This window comes from Acinetobacter sp. DL27, assembly GCF_055810995.1.
Genome location: NZ_CM147947.1, coordinates 2,922,123 through 2,937,410, shown reverse-complemented (window position 1 = coordinate 2,937,410; position 15,288 = coordinate 2,922,123). Strand labels below are relative to the sequence as shown.

The following is a 15,288-nucleotide window of genomic DNA, read 5'->3' as shown; positions in this document are numbered from 1 at the left end:
GAGGTCGGCATTTTTTATGGGTGAACGAATATTATTTGGCTTGAATTAGACCTTCGCCTGCAATTTCACCACCATCTTTACGTGTAATCACTACAGTTCCTGAACGTGGGCGCGTGCCTTTACCACCACTTACAGTATTACTATGATTGGATGGCCAGACACCACCTGGGTGTTGCACATTGACAAAAATTGCTTTGTAGTCAGGTGTCATTGTAACCCCTGTAATTTCACAGCCACTTGGGCCTGTAAGGAAGCGACGTAATTTTTTATCGTCTAAGCTGAGACCCATCGGGGTCTTTTTGCCTACAGTTGAGGTTTCAGTTTTACCATCTCCAATCGAACCAGGGAGGGCAGCAAGCATCATACAGTTGGTTTGGTCTGTATAGGCACCATCGTCGGTTTGAATCCATAGTACGCCACGTGGGTCAAACCACATACCGTCAGGACTAGAGAAGTCATTGTTTGCATTTAGTTTTGATAGGTTTTCTGGGTTTGCTTGACCTGCATCATTTAAAGCTTGAGCGCCAAATAAGAAAATGTCCCACACAAATTTGCTTGCGGTTACTTGGTCAGCGTCTTCACGGAAGCGGATAATATGCCCGTTGACGTTGCCTTTTTGGTCTTTACCCGCTTTTTGATCGATATAGCTACGCGGGTTTGCTGCATCTGTTGTTTCAGCAGTACGCGATGAGTTATTGGTTAACGTCACATAGACTTCGCCATTGTGAGGGTTTACAGCAACCCATTCTGGACGATCCATTTTGGTTGCACCGACAGCATCTGCTGCAAGACGGGTATTCACCAAGACATCAGCCTGATCTGAAAATTTATATTTGCTATAGCCTGAAATGATTGGATTGGAGATATTTAACTCAATCCACTCACCTGTTGCTTTCTGCGTTGCTTCATCAAAATGGAACTTAGCCACATAAAGTTTGCCGTGATCCATATATTTGTCACCGGCAGTGTAGCCTTTGTTTATATCCGTAGGATCCCAGTTGGTATCCGATACAAATTTATAGATATATTCACCTTGTGAATCATCACCCATATAGAACGCTAGCGGTTGGCCTTTAATAGCACGGCTTGCACGGCAGTCTTCATGCGCAAAGCGACCGAGAGCCGTACGTTTTACAGGGCGTTCAGTACCATTGAACGGATCAATTTCTACAATCCAGCCAAAAGTGTTGTCCGAATGGCGGAAGTCTTGTTGAGCTGTTCCATCCGTTGCTTTTACTAACCAACGTTCATACAGGTCTTGAGCATTTGCTAAGTTCACTTTGCCATGCTTTGTAATGTCAGTTGAAAGCGAAGCTTCTGAAGCAATTGCTGTGTGCCATTTATAGCTACTATTTGCGGGGATCTTATAACGAGCGAGTGCTACTTTTTTATTGGCATCTTGCTTTGCGTCATCACGTGAAAAATACTGGTTAAAGTTTTCTTCAGTTGCAAGATAGGTACCCCAAGGCGTGTAGCCATTGCCGCAGTTATTGATGGTACCAAAGCTAAAGGTGCCTTCTGGGCTTAAACGGTTTTGTAGCAAAACATTGCCTTTGACAGGACCACGAATATCCATAGGTGTTGCAGCTGTAATTCGGCGGTTGAGATTAGATGACTTATCTACGTTCACCGATTGCGTCGTTGGGTTTTTATTCACTGAAATGACTGAAACACCGTGGCAGTTAATTTCACGGAGTGCTTCATCTTCAACGCGTGGAATTAAGCCAGTTGTAAGCTGAATGTTGTCTTCGCCTAGACCGTGAGTATGACCCGCTGGGTGGAGGATATTTGGGTTGTCGATATATTCGTGGTTCATCACCAACAAACCAGTATCTGATGTGGTTGCATTAAATGTACTATTTTGCATACCAAAGAAAGTCATGCCGTCATGGCACTCACCTGAGCGTAAAGTAAATGAAGCCCCTGTTGGAATCTTGCTGTCATCCCATTCTTCAAGTCCTGAAGTGATAGGGTCGCCTAGTGCATAAAGAACACGTGCTTCATAGCCTTCAGGCACTGTAAACTCATTTAAGGTGTTTTTATTTACTGCTTTGAATTCTAAGCTTGATTCTTTACTTGGTTCAGGTGTTGTGGGTGTCGAGTCGTTATTGTCATCATCACCACAGCCTGTCAAAGACGCTGCTAATGTGAGCGCAGCAGCACCTCCTGCAGTTTTGGTGATTAAATCACGACGTGTAATTTTTTTATTAAACAGTTCTGAAAATTCAGCATTCCCCGAATTATTACTATCATAATCGTCGTTAAAAGGCATTTGCTCAGTCATAAGTTTTCCTAGCGTCTTTGCTTGGTCGTTTTTAGAAAGTTACAAACAAGGTAAAGCGTCAATATGACAGCGTAGTGAAGTTTATATGTCAAAAACATGAAATGATCGGTAGCACATTTAGCCATAAAAAAAGCAGGCAATTTTGCCTGCTCATTGTTTTTAATCGGGGGGAGCTTAAACTTCAGCCGCTCGTTTTTTTTCAATCAGTTTTCCAAAAAAGAGACCAATCTCAAATAAAAGCCACATCGGTATCGCGAGCATAATCATCGAAAGAGCATCAGGTGGGGTCACAAACATTGCAACAAAAAAACAGCCGACAATAATGAATTTTCGTTTTTCAACCAATTGTTGTGTGCTCACCACCCCAATCAAGATGAGTATCAAGGTAACAATAGGAATTTCGAATGTTAAGCCAAAAACCAAAAACAGTTTTAGACAGAAGCTGAGATAGCTGTTGATGTCTGTCATTGGGGCCACAGTGTCAGGGGAAACACTGATAAAAAAGTGCAAAATGGATGGCAGCGCAATGAAATAAGCAAAAGCGACACCTGCATAAAACAAAGCAATACTACCAATCAAAAGAGGTGTTGCGAGCGATTTTTCTTTTTCGTATAGCGCAGGTTTTACAAAAGCCCAAAGCTGATAAATGATAAAAGGCATGGCCAGCATGAGAGCCACAAAAAAGTTCAGTTTAAATGGTGCCATGAAGGTGGCAGTAACATCCGTTGCAATCATAGATGAGCTAACTGGAAGTTGTGCTCGTAAGGGTTCAGATAGCATTTGGTAGCTATGATTGGCAAAAGGCAATAAACAAAAAAACAAAATGAGAATTAAACCGACGATTTTAAATAAATGACCTCTTAAGATGATCAAGTGCTTAGTAATCGGCATTTCTTCAAGCAGCAGTTGCTCTGAGTCTTGAGTCACTACAGGGCTTAAGTTGCTAGATTTCATACGGCCTCCCGCATCGGTTCAAAGCTATTTTGAACACAGCCTAAATAAGGTACCGAATCTACAGATGACTTTTGTTTCATAGGTTGAAGTGTCAGTAATACAGGCACTTTTTGATTCACATACTGATAAGTATGGGAGATATTTTTATTATCGAGTGTGGCAGTTTCTTGGTGTTTTTCATTTGCCAAAATATTTTGTTGTTGTATGTGTTGCATCTTTTGTTCAAGCTCCTGAATTCGCTTCATTTCATTTTGCATTTGTTCACGTAATTCAGACATCCGTAGCTCACGGTCAATGTCATTTTGCACATTACTGACCATGCGTTTGACTTTACCATACCACTTGCCCGCAAAGCGCGCAGCTTCAGGTAATTTCTCTGGTCCAAGAACCAATAGTGCGATAATGCCAAACACCAAAAGCTCTGTCATGCCGATATTGAGCATCGCAAAACTCCAATGACTTAATGTTTGACGGTTGAGTTGGTTGTATTGTTATTTTGATGTTCTAAGGTACGTGGCTCATTGAGTTGAGCTGCTTCAGCATCCTCATCACGGATTGATTTTTTAAAGTCTTTCACCGCACCGCCGACATCTTTGCCTAAGTTCTTAAGTTTGGCTGTACCAAAAAGAAGAATAACCACAATTGCAAAAATTAGTACGTGCCAAATTGATAATCCCGCCATGGGTAGATCCTCATCATTTTTCGTTTTCCCTATATCAACAGGCTTGTGTGACATTGCGGTGACGATGATGTTTCAATTTCAAGACAAAACGATCGCTCCGCACTGATTTTGAGAAAAAGCAGTGTTATGATGATTCGGTGAAATTTCAAGGATATTGAAGTGACGTTGCTGCTCCCTCTGTTGGCCTTTCTTAGTGGTTTATTCCTTGCATCCACCCCATTGGCAACACGGTTGAAAACAGGCTTTTCAAGTCTTTTAGCGCGTTGCTTTATTCCGATTGTTATTGTCTACAACATGGTGTTTTATCAGGCCGGTAGCTTTAGTCTGATGCTATTCAGTTTTGTCGTGGCAGTGCTCTTATTTTACTTTTTCTTATACTTTTCAAAGAATAAATTAAGCGCCCTATGTTTTAGTTATGTCAATATGGCATGGTTAGGCTTTCCTTTTGCGATTGCGTTGTTTGGCACAAAAATTAGTCCAGCAATGGTGGCCTTATATATCGGTGGTTCTATTTTTGGCAATCTCTGGGCAGTGACGGCTGTGAGCCAAACATCGCTACCTTTTTCATTTATTTTAAAAAAAGTGCTCTGTGCTCCACCCATGATTGCTTTGATGTTGGCCCTTATTTTTCGTTTCGTTGGCGTGCAACATTGGTCACAGCATGATCTGATTGATGTGATTTATAGTGCATCCAAATTTGGTATGAGCTTCTCTGGCATGTGTGTATTGGGCATGTGGTTGAGGCACACCAAAGTTGAGAAAGCGGACCTGTGGCAAAGTAGTCAGACAGCTTTATTAAAATTAGCATGTGGCGTGGTGTTGTGTGGGCTGAGTTATCGTTATCTCGCTATTCCTAATATTGAACAATATATTGGGGTCATGTTCTTATTGTTTTGTTTACCGCCAGCAGCCAATATTGTGGCTTTGGAAACGCATTATCAAGGTACAGGCACATCGGCAAAATACATTGCTTCAGGTACGATCATCAGCTGTGTCGTGGTGAGTATTTATGGTTTACTGCTGCATGTATTTGCTGTGATTTAAGCACTCACTTTTAGCTGGAAATGCATAGTGCTGCGCAAATGCGATAGAGGAGAATATAGAAAATATTTCGCTACCCTTCTCCCCGAGGGGAGAAGGGGCAACATTGCGCAGCTTAGTTTTTATTGTTCTAAACTGGCTTTAAACAGTTGCATCGCCTGACCACGATGGCTGATTTTATTTTTTTCTTCTTTACTCATTTCTGCACTTGAAAGCCCTAACTCGGGTAACCAGAACAGCGGGTCATAACCAAAACCATTTTCACCACGTGCAGCCTCCAGTACTTCACCTTTCCAAATGCCTTGGAAAATTTGCGGAAGAGGGTCGTCGGCATGTTGTACTAACGCTAAAACGCATACAAACATGCCTTCAATCGCTTGACCATCTTTACGCAGTAGCTTGAGTTCAGCTAAGAGTTTTTGGTTATTGGCAGCATCATCGCCGTGTTCACCTGCATAACGCGCAGAGTAAATCCCCGGTGCACCATCTAAAACTGGGACACAAATCCCAGAGTCATCTGCAATGGCTGGTTTTCCTGAGATTCTAGAAGCATGGCGTGCTTTAATAATCGCATTTTCGACAAAACTCAAACCATCTTCAATGGCATCTTCAATATTCAATTTACCTTGAGCAATCACTTCAACAGGTAAGTTGAGTTCTGCAAATAATTTTTCAAATTCCGCAATTTTGCCTTTGTTATTACTTGCGAGGACTAACGTGCTTTGAGATAACCAATTTTGTGTAGACATATCTGTTTTTGAAACTAGCATAGATTAATTTGGATTTTAGGGTTTTTCATTAGAATAGGATAGTGTTGAGTCGTTATGTTTAGGACTCATTAGGAGAATAATTCTTTAAATTTACATTTTGTTCTATTTCAAACTATTTATTATTTCCTCCTGTTTTTCCAAATGCTGGATGTAAGTTATGAGATAAATTGTCTTCGATTAGCTGTAATATATTAGGCGCGACTTTATATGTTCGAATTTCAATTTCGTATTCGCCTTGAAACCAGTTTACCAATTTTAAAGCGTAGGTTTTATTATGAGTACCTAAAATATGCTGTTTTAAGCGGTTAATCACGTTCTTCGAGGAAGAACCTACATACAAAACATCAGAAGGGTTGTGGTTGAGTTTTGGGCAAGCCATTTCTTTATTACGTTTAAACTGTTCGAATTTGAAACGTATTTCTTCTGAATTACCATTGATTTCTTTAATAATATAAATTGCAGAAATATCTTCTTGTATTAGCGCTTTTCTGTGAAGAATGAAAAATGTTTCTAAATCTTCATTACTTGAATAAATATAGGTGTTTATAGGTTTTGATTGCTTTGCTATTTCACAATCGTTAATCAGTGTATCTAAATAAGAGTAATCCATCATAATATCAAAAAGTTTTAGTTATCTTTGATATAAAAAACCGACTATCACAAGTCGGCTCTTCTATCTTTAACATTCAGCTTATTGGGCTTGAATCCATTTGTCTGCACGGTCACGTGCTTGACGAATTTGATCTTGTGTTAAGTTTGCCGCCAAGGCTGTTTTCTTGCCTTCAGAAAGTGTAATCACTTTATTGTCAAGCATACCATCACGGGTTGAAAGCTCATACCACTGGTAAGCACCCATGTAGTTTTTCTTTTGCTCTTCCATCATCGCCAAGTTAAAGCTTGCGCGGTTATCACCACGGCTGGCTGCTTTTTCAAAGTATTGACGTGCTAAAGATTCATCTTTTGTGGTGCCTAGGCCATCTGCAAGCATACGACCAACATTCAGCTGAGCCGCTGAAAGACCTTGATCTGCAGCGGCTTTGTACCAAGCAAAGGCCTGTCGTTCATCTGCAGAGATGTCTTTACCTTGTTGATACTTGGTTGCAAGATAGAACTGCGCAGCAGGCTGACCTGCTTTTGCCGCTTTAATTAAGCTATTGATATCCATAACAGAATATTGTGCAGCTTGACTCGCAACAGACGTGGTTGGGGAAACATAATCTGCATGAGCTTGAATGCTCAAAAGTCCAACCAGTAGTGTCGTGCTTAAGAATAGTTTTTTCATAGAGCGCTCACTCGATAAATTGCGACTTCACCAAACAAATTCGGGAGACGTTTACTGAGTAAACTATCTTGTTGATCCCCATTTACAGCGAGTCGATTAATAATTCTGATGTTATTTTCCGCACAAAGTGCTTCAAAATCACGGAAAGTACATAAGTGGATATTGGGTGTGTTATACCACATGTACGGCAAAGCTTCAGAAACGGGCATCATTCCTTTCAGTGCCAAGAAAGAACGGGTCTTCCAGTGAGCAAAGTTAGGAAAAGTAATGATCGCCTGTTTCCCTACGCGCACCATATCACGTAATAAAACATCTGGTGCATCTACCGCTTGCAAGGCTTGTGCCATAACGACATAGTCAAAAGACTGGTCTGCAAAGCGGCTTAAACCCAAGTTTAAGTCTTGTTGGATAATATTTAACCCGCGACCGACCGCAATTGCAATCTTTTCTTGATCAATTTCTAGTCCATATGCGCGAATATTGTGCTTTTTACTCATATGGGCCAGTAATTCACCGTCACCACAGCCTAAATCAAGTACGCTGGAATCAGGTTTGATCCATTTTTCTGCCAGTTGATGATCAATACGCATTACACAGCCTCCTGAGATGTTGCTTGAAGGTGTTCAGAACCGCCCAGAAATGCACGTAATGTTTTTACATACAAAGGAATCGGGAACAGGAATGAGTCATGGCCTTGTTCAGCGTCGATATCTAAATAGCTCACCGGTTTGTGGTTGGTGATCAACGCATCCACAATTTCTTGTGAACGTTGCGGGGTAAAACGCCAGTCGGTGGTAAAGGACACCACAAGGAACTGACATTTAGTCTGTGACATGGCTTTAACTAAAGACTGCTCATACTCACGCGAGGGATCAAAATAATCCAAAGCTTTGGTCATAATCAGGTAAGTGTTGGCATCAAAGTTACGGCTGAACTGCTCACCTTGATAGCGCAAATAGCTTTCGACTTGGAATTCGACATCGAAACCATACATAAATTTGCCTGACTTTAAATCGCGACCAAATTTTTGTTTCATGGCTTCTTCAGATAAGTAGGTAATATGACCGACCATACGTGCCAAAATTAGGCCACGTTTTGGATAGCTGTCATTTTCAAGATAGCGACCATCATGGAAGTCTGGATCAGACAAAATTGACTGACGTGCGACTTCGTTAAAGGCAATATTTTGAGCAGACAGTTTCGGTGCACTGGCAATAATCACGCATTTTTGCAAACGGTCAGGATAATCAACCGACCATTGCAAGGCTTGCATACCACCCAACGAACCACCAATCACCGCACTCCAGGCTTGAATGCCCAGATGATCGGATAAAATGGCTTGGGTTTTAACCCAGTCACGGACTGTGACTAAAGGAAAGTCAGGACCATAAGGACGGTTATCATTTTCAGGGTTTGGCGAAGTTGGCCCTGTTGAACCGCTACAGCCCCCAATATTGTTCAGTGCAACCACGAAAAACTTTGAAGTATCAATCGCTTTACCTGGGCCAATACAGGCGTCCCACCAACCCGGTTTTTTATCGTCAGCATGATGGTAACCCGCAGCATGATGATGACCCGATAGTGCATGGCAAATTAAAATCGCATTGGATTTATCTGCATTGAGCTCACCATAGGTTTCAACCATCAGTTCATAACGAGGGAGAATACGACCGCATTCGAGCTCTAAGGGCTCTTCAAAAGTAAACTTTTGTGGACTAACGATACCCACGGAGTCAGCAGGAAAAGACACAGGAATAATTCGCCTTAAATCTTTGGGGTTAATAAACAAAAGGATACCACTTGAGGGTATCCTTCTAAAGTCATTTTAGTGCTAATTATTATTGCTAATACTTATACCGCAGCAGCAATCACTTGATCTGTGCTTAACACACCTTGATCAATTAAGCGGTTGGTACACGCAATAATAGCTTCAATCGATGAGGTCACAATGTTGTCGTGAATACCCGCACCGAAGGCTGATTTACCTGTACCTTTGACTTGTAACTCAACCAAAGCCAAGGCTTTAGCATTTGCCCCAGAGCTAATACCACGCTCTTCGTAGCTCAAGACATCAATTGGTAACTGTAAAGCATCCAACATTGCAGAGATTGGACCATTGCCTTCGCCACGTAATTGCTGAGTTTCACCATTCACTTCAACTTCAAGCTCAACGACTTGTTTGCCGTTGTTGTCATACAAACGGTAGTTTTTAGTCGAGTAATGCGTATCTTTGGTGTCCACATAAGTTTCTTTGAACAATTTCCAAATTTCTTGTGCGGTAATTTCAGTACCTTCTTCATCGGTACGTTTTTGTACGGTTTGAGAGAATTCAATTTGGATACGACGTGGCAATACTACGTTGTAATTTGCTTCTAACAAGTAAGCAATACCACCTTTACCTGACTGTGAGTTGACGCGAATCACAGCATCATAGTCGCGGCCCAAGTCTTTCGGGTCGATTGGCAAGTATGGCATATCCCAAATTTCTTCGTTCTTTTGGAACTCGAAACCTTTTTTAATGGCATCTTGATGCGAACCAGAGAATGCTGTGAAGACCAAGTCGCCTGCATAAGGGTGGCGAGGGTGAACAGGCAAGCCTGTGCATTCTTCTACCGTTGCAATGATTTCATTGATATTTGAAAAATCTAAGTTTGGCGCAACACCTTGAGAGTACATATTCAAAGCAATCGCAGCGACATCGACGTTACCTGTGCGTTCGCCATTACCAAACACACAACCTTCGACACGGTCTGCACCGGCCATAATGGCCAATTCTGATGCAGCAATCCCACAGCCACGGTCATTGTGACAGTGCACAGAAATAATCACGCCATCACGACGAGCGATGTTGCGGTGCATCCATTCGACTTGGTCTGCATAAACGTTTGGGGTTGAAACTTCAACCGTAGCAGGTAAGTTTAAAATCACTTTATTGGTTGGCGATGCTTCCCAAATTTCGGTAACTGCATCACACACGTCTTTTGCAACTTCTAATTCGGTTGCAGAGAAACACTCAGGGCTGTACTGGAACACCCACTCTGTTTCAGGATATTGTGCTGCATATTCTTTGACTTTGCTGGCTGCATTGACCGCTAATTGCTTCGCACCTGCAACATCGACATTTAAGACTTTTTGGCGGAAGGTTGGTGCATTTGAATTATAAATATGCACGATGGCACGTTTTGCGCCTGCTAAAGACTCAAAGGTACGCTGGATCAAATGATCACGTGCTTGAACTAACACTTCGATATACACATCATCTGGAATGTGATTTTCTTCGATTAATTTACGGGTAAAGTCAAAGTCAATTTGAGATGCTGAAGGGAAACCGATTTCAATATTCTTGAATCCAATTTTCACCAACATTTGGAACATTTTAAATTTTTGTTCCATGTCCATCGGTTCAAAAATCGCTTGGTTACCATCACGCAGGTCAGTACTCATCCAAATAGGCGCTTTTGTAATTTCGTTGTTTGGCCATTGACGGTCTGGCAAGTCAACACGTTGATACATGCGACGATATTTTTTACTTGGATCAGCCAACATCATGAGGTAACTCCTTACATAGTACGGGTTGCATTTGAGTGGGTAATAAAAAGCAACCTACTACTGAATATAGATTGTGTCTATGGTCTCTATTTACAAGGGAGTCTTCAGGGTGTTTTTAAACGTAAATATTTGATACGACTTAGATTTACCGTGAGTAACCTTGTAACGTTATATTTAAGAGTTTAATCCAGTTCGGTCGAAAAGATTTTTCTTTTTTTATGGCTTTTAGTCGTATCTGAAAAAATATTTCCCTTTAATTTGATATTTAGGGGAAATATTTCCGTGTATTTTTGAGATGAGTTTAATCTTTTTCTTCATTTCACGAATTTGGTTTATTTCATTCGCGTTTTTAAAGAGGCTATGAGAACTCTATGACCATATCTGGCTGTATATCTGCAAGGGTTGCAGTGCCCATCAACGCCATGGTGATCTCAAACTCTTCTTTTAAGATTTTAAGCACATGGGCAACGCCTAAGGCACCTGCAGTGGCAAGACCATAAATACATGGTCGTCCAACTAAAACCGCGGAAGCCCCTAAGGCAATCGCCTTAAACACATCTGAGCCGCGACGAATACCGCCATCATATAAAAGAGGGAAGTCGTGCGGAACGGCTTTTTTGATGAGTTGCAAGGCTTTCAGTGGCGAAATACAGGTATCTAAAACACGACCGCCGTGGTTAGACACAATTAAGCCTTGTATGCCATATTGAATGGCCAGTTGTGCATCGAGGGGACTGACGATGCCTTTTAACAGGATGGGTAAATCAGTCTGTTGAACCATCCATGCGATGTCATCCCATGTCGGAGCAATTTTCATTAGCCCATTAAACACGGGATGATCGCCTTCTTGCAGTTCAGGCAGTGGAATATGGGCAGGAGTGTGCGGATGCTGCATGTTTTCAGGAAGGTGAAAGAAAGCACGACGTTCACGGTCACGGATGCCTGTATGTGGAGAGTCCACAGTGATGACAATTGCGGTGAAGTTTTGTGCCTCAGCGAGCTTAAGCAAAGCCAGAGATTTATCACGGTCACCTTGCCAGTACAGTTGAAACCATTTGTAGGGATTTTCAGGTTTGAATGTTCGCATGTCGGTGTTGGTAAAAGTACTCAAAATCATATTGCTACCGAGTACTTCAGCTGCCAGTGCGGTTGCTGCTTCTGCTTCAGGATGAAACTGCTGTTGATGACCAATCGGTGCCACAAAAATAGGATGTGGAAAGATTTGCCCTAAGATTTCACAGCTCGTATTGCCTTGAGTGAGATCTCTTAACATACGTGGTATCAAGTGCAGGTTTTGGAACTGAGCGAGGTTATTCCGAACACTGATTTCATCCATAGCACCACCTTGCAAATAGTGCCAGACCATCTCAGGCAGATGTTTTTCTGCCTCAATTTCATAGTCCGCAATCGTTTGCAATGAGGCAGGAATTTGGGTGAGTGGTGGCAAAACAGTTGTTGATGTCATGGAACGGTCCAGTTGCTACAGTAGTTAACGTTGAGCTGGGATTATTGTTTTACAGTTCAGCCCATTTGCGCATCAGGTTATGATACAGACTGGTGAGCTTAACTACTTCTTGATGTTGATCACCGAGCTGCACACGTAGGTTCTGAATGGTTTGATCAAGATTAAATAAGATATGACGGTCAGCATCATCTCGAATCATACTTTGAACCCAAAAGAACGAAGCGACACGGCAGCCTGAGGTCACTGGTGTTACCTCATGCACGCTGGTAGATGGATATAAAATCATATCACCCGCAGGTAATTTCACTTCATGATAGCCATAGGTGTCTTCTACTACCAAATCGCCACCCTCATATTCGTCAGGTTCGCTTAGAAAAACAGTGCAGGATACATCAGTACGAATCCGATCTTTGCTTCCGGCTACCCAGCGAATGGCATTGTCCACATGGAAGCCAAAAGTTTCGCCCTGTTCATAGCGGTTAAAATAAGGTGGCAAAATATCTAAAGGTAGGGCCGCGGACATAAAGAGTGGATGTTGTCCAAGTGCTTCTAAGATGATATTGCCTAAGTGTTGTGTGAGAGGATGATCTTCGGGGAGCTGTTGATTTTGTTTTACATTTTTTGAGAGTGATCCTGTGGTTTTTTTACCATCAATCCACTCCACTTTTGCCATTTCATTACGAAAGTATTGTACCTGTTCTTTGCTTAATACATTGGGAATATGATGGATCACAACATGACCTACTGAAAATGAAAGATCTATTTAGTCTTTAAGCATATATAAAAATAGCCTCAATGAGAGGCTATTTTTATCAAATCTCAGGATGAAGAGAGATTTTAGTTATAAACTTAGTATTTGAAGTTTAGAGACAGTACTGCGCTACGACCTTCAGCTTCTGTTGCATAGTGAGATGCATAAGCTTTAGTGAAATAACGTGTATCAGCCAAGTTGTTGACATTTAACTGAAGGTCAACATTTTTGTTTACGTTGTAACGCGCCATAGCATCGTAGCGAACGTAACCTGGTACATATTTTGTGTTTGCTAAGTCACCATAAACTTTGTCCATCGCAATTGCGCCGGCACCTAAAGTTAACTGTGGCACAATTTGGTAAGTTGTCCATAGCGTAGCACTGTTTTTAGGAACGTTAGGCATTTGGTTGCCATTAAATATAGATTGGTCTGTACATGTTGTACCACGGCAACTTACACCATTTTTGGTCGCTTTACTGTCTAAATAAGTATAACCAGCACTAATATCCCATTTATCAGTAATCTTACCGTTTAAACCAAGTTCAAGACCATCCACTTTACTTTCACCGATATTGCTATAGGTTGTAGGAGACAGTTGAATACGAGCATTTTGTTTTTCAGTACGGAAAATAGCAGCTGTTAAATTTAGGCGATCTTGTAGCAAGTCCCATTTTGTACCGATTTCAAAAGTACGACTTTCTTCAGGATCTAGGTTGCTATAAGCCGCTCCAATGCCTTCTGAACCGTCACCAGCATCTATACCAACAGGGTTTGCAGAAGTGGCATAACTTGCATAAATAGACCCATTTTCAACAGGTTTAAAAGTAATACCTGCTTGATATGTGAAAAAGTCGGTATCACTTTCAGTTTTTACCTTATCGCCGACTTTTGCTGTAGCAGGATTAGCAATAACAGCACTGTTACGAGCTCCATAAGTCATGGTCTGTTCAGTATCAAACTTATCCCAGCGTAAGCCCAAATCTAAAATCCACTGAGGGCTGAATTCAATGTTGTCTAGTAAGTAAATAGAAGTAGATTTTGTTTGAGTGTTGTATTGGTCAGCACCTTCGGTACTAATGCTGCCTGTCCATGGGCCACGATTAGGGTTTTGGACAGAAGTACACCAGCCTGAACTTATTGAATCAGCTGGGGTACAGTTTTGATATTTATTCCCAGTTGTGTTGTCGCCATTAATAATATATTGGGTACGATCAGTTTCTTGGTCTGAATACTCAGCGCCTAAGTTAAAGCTGTGCTTTAAGCGACCTGTATTAAATTTACCTGTTAAAGCCAATTGGTCTGTAAAGGTCTCAGTATCAGCTACACGTGAGTTAACACGCGCCCATACATTGCCATTTTTATAAATGTTACCTTTAGAATCATCTGGATTCGTCCAAAGATAGTCATTTTTTGATTTGTTATAAACAGTGGTATTACTAATGGTTAAATCATCGGTAAGATCATGCTCTAATTTGATTGTACCGATTTGGTTCTCTTGTTTTTGGAAATCACGGTCTTTCCAACCATAGTAAACACCCTGTTTTACATCAATTGGTTTTCCTGAGTATTGTGAATAGCCCGTAGGATTGTTGTATGGCACACCTGAATCAGGGGTGTCATCAGTTTTGAGGTAGTAGTAGCTTAAAGTTGCACGCGTGTCGCTGTCTAGACCAAAAGTAATACTTGGCGCAATACCTGCACGCGCATATTCAGTACCATCTTCTTCTTGACCCGCTTTGTCGTTGTGATGACCCATTACGGCAACACGAGCAGCAATACCATTACCAAAATCTTTGTTACCATCTAAAGTAATACGTTGGTAATCATCCGTTCCTGCACCCACAGAACCTTCTAAAAAGTCACCTTTTTTTGCAACTTTAGAAATCATGTTGATGCTACCACCAGTTGTACCTGCACCGCCCATAGCAGATGCAGAACCTTTAGTAATTTCAACTTGCTCAATCGCAAACATTTCACGGTTTTGAGAAGTAGAGTTACGTACACCATCTACGTACATTGAACTTTCAGAGTTATAACCACGGATAAATGGACGGTCACCATTTGGGTTACCACCTTCACCTGCACCAAGTGTGATACCAGGCACTGTGCGTAAAGCATCACTTAAAGTTGTAACTTGAGTGTCTTCAATCAACTGTTTAGAAATAACCGACACTGACTTTGGTGTGTCGAGTAGGGGAGCAACGAACTTGCTGTTTGCAGATTTGTCTACTTTCAAACTTTGTTCTGCTGCCGCTTCCGTGTGAATTGTTTCTAATTGCGCGATTTGATCTTGCGCAACAGCATTGACTGCAACCACAGAGAGTGTTGAAGCGATTGCTGAAGAAACCAGCTTTTTACGTGTTTTGATGAAGGCCATAACGAATCTAGTTCTAGCGTTGTAAATTAGTATGCGAATAATAATGATTCTTATTTTTTGTAGCATAACTATTACATTGGAATTGTCGATGCTTAGAGCTATTCATGCATAAAAAACAAATGTAATAATGTA

At 41.4% G+C, this 15,288-nt stretch carries 14 protein-coding genes; 1 reads left to right on the top strand and 13 read right to left on the bottom strand.

All coding sequences use genetic code 11. From position 1 onward, the window contains the following. Positions 1-31: 31 nt before the first annotated feature. The 4 genes from AC0KVP_RS14120 to tatA form a co-directional block, all read right to left on the bottom strand. A complete protein-coding gene (locus AC0KVP_RS14120) occupies positions 32-2,284 on the bottom strand; it encodes a PhoX family protein (RefSeq protein ID WP_473337450.1) in 2,253 nt (750 codons plus the stop codon). A gap of 174 nt (positions 2,285-2,458) precedes the next feature. Then, positions 2,459-3,238, bottom strand: a complete 780-nt coding sequence (gene tatC / locus AC0KVP_RS14115) for a twin-arginine translocase subunit TatC (RefSeq protein ID WP_176537127.1) — start codon at positions 3,236-3,238, stop codon at positions 2,459-2,461. Beyond that, positions 3,235-3,681, bottom strand: coding sequence for a Sec-independent protein translocase protein TatB (gene tatB / locus AC0KVP_RS14110; protein WP_473337448.1), 447 nt, complete (start codon positions 3,679-3,681; stop codon positions 3,235-3,237). Before tatB ends, tatC begins: the two co-directional genes overlap by 4 nt. Before the next feature lie 17 nt (positions 3,682-3,698). After that, on the bottom strand, positions 3,699-3,920 hold the full coding sequence (gene tatA, locus AC0KVP_RS14105; protein ID WP_473337446.1) for a Sec-independent protein translocase subunit TatA: 222 nt from the start codon (positions 3,918-3,920) through the stop codon (positions 3,699-3,701). Positions 3,921-4,079: 159 nt separating this feature from the next. On the opposite strand from tatA, the gene AC0KVP_RS14100 reads away from it, so the two are divergent. Further along, positions 4,080-4,964, top strand: a complete 885-nt coding sequence (locus AC0KVP_RS14100; RefSeq protein WP_473337444.1) for an AEC family transporter — start codon at positions 4,080-4,082, stop codon at positions 4,962-4,964. 119 nt (positions 4,965-5,083) lie between these two features. On the opposite strand, the gene rdgB is transcribed toward AC0KVP_RS14100, so the two are convergent. From rdgB to AC0KVP_RS14055, 9 genes are all read right to left on the bottom strand, one after another. After that, on the bottom strand, positions 5,084-5,710 hold the full coding sequence (gene rdgB / locus AC0KVP_RS14095; protein WP_473337442.1) for an RdgB/HAM1 family non-canonical purine NTP pyrophosphatase: 627 nt from the start codon (positions 5,708-5,710) through the stop codon (positions 5,084-5,086). 133 nt (positions 5,711-5,843) lie between these two features. Beyond that, a complete protein-coding gene (locus AC0KVP_RS14090) occupies positions 5,844-6,344 on the bottom strand; it encodes a hypothetical protein (RefSeq protein ID WP_473337440.1) in 501 nt (166 codons plus the stop codon). Between the two features lie 78 nt (positions 6,345-6,422). Then, positions 6,423-7,013, bottom strand: coding sequence for a tetratricopeptide repeat protein (locus AC0KVP_RS14085; protein WP_473337438.1), 591 nt, complete (start codon positions 7,011-7,013; stop codon positions 6,423-6,425). Continuing rightward, positions 7,010-7,603 (bottom strand): methionine biosynthesis protein MetW, encoded by a 594-nt coding sequence (gene metW, locus AC0KVP_RS14080; RefSeq protein ID WP_004979039.1) that lies wholly within the window; start codon positions 7,601-7,603, stop codon positions 7,010-7,012. The genes AC0KVP_RS14085 and metW overlap by 4 nt, the downstream gene beginning before the upstream one ends. Further along, complete coding sequence (gene metX, locus AC0KVP_RS14075) at positions 7,603-8,763, bottom strand: homoserine O-succinyltransferase MetX (RefSeq protein WP_473337434.1); 1,161 nt, start codon at positions 8,761-8,763, stop codon at positions 7,603-7,605. The genes metW and metX overlap by 1 nt, the downstream gene beginning before the upstream one ends. 101 nt (positions 8,764-8,864) lie before the next feature. Further along, positions 8,865-10,562, bottom strand: coding sequence for a 2-isopropylmalate synthase (gene leuA / locus AC0KVP_RS14070; protein ID WP_004979043.1), 1,698 nt, complete (start codon positions 10,560-10,562; stop codon positions 8,865-8,867). 358 nt (positions 10,563-10,920) lie between these two features. Continuing rightward, a complete protein-coding gene (locus tag AC0KVP_RS14065) occupies positions 10,921-12,027 on the bottom strand; it encodes an alpha-hydroxy acid oxidase (protein ID WP_473337431.1) in 1,107 nt (368 codons plus the stop codon). 49 nt (positions 12,028-12,076) lie between these two features. Next, positions 12,077-12,760, bottom strand: a complete 684-nt coding sequence (locus AC0KVP_RS14060) for a Fe2+-dependent dioxygenase (protein ID WP_126038226.1) — start codon at positions 12,758-12,760, stop codon at positions 12,077-12,079. Between the two features lie 116 nt (positions 12,761-12,876). Continuing rightward, on the bottom strand, positions 12,877-15,156 hold the full coding sequence (locus AC0KVP_RS14055) for a TonB-dependent receptor (protein WP_473337427.1): 2,280 nt from the start codon (positions 15,154-15,156) through the stop codon (positions 12,877-12,879). Positions 15,157-15,288 lie beyond the last annotated feature (132 nt).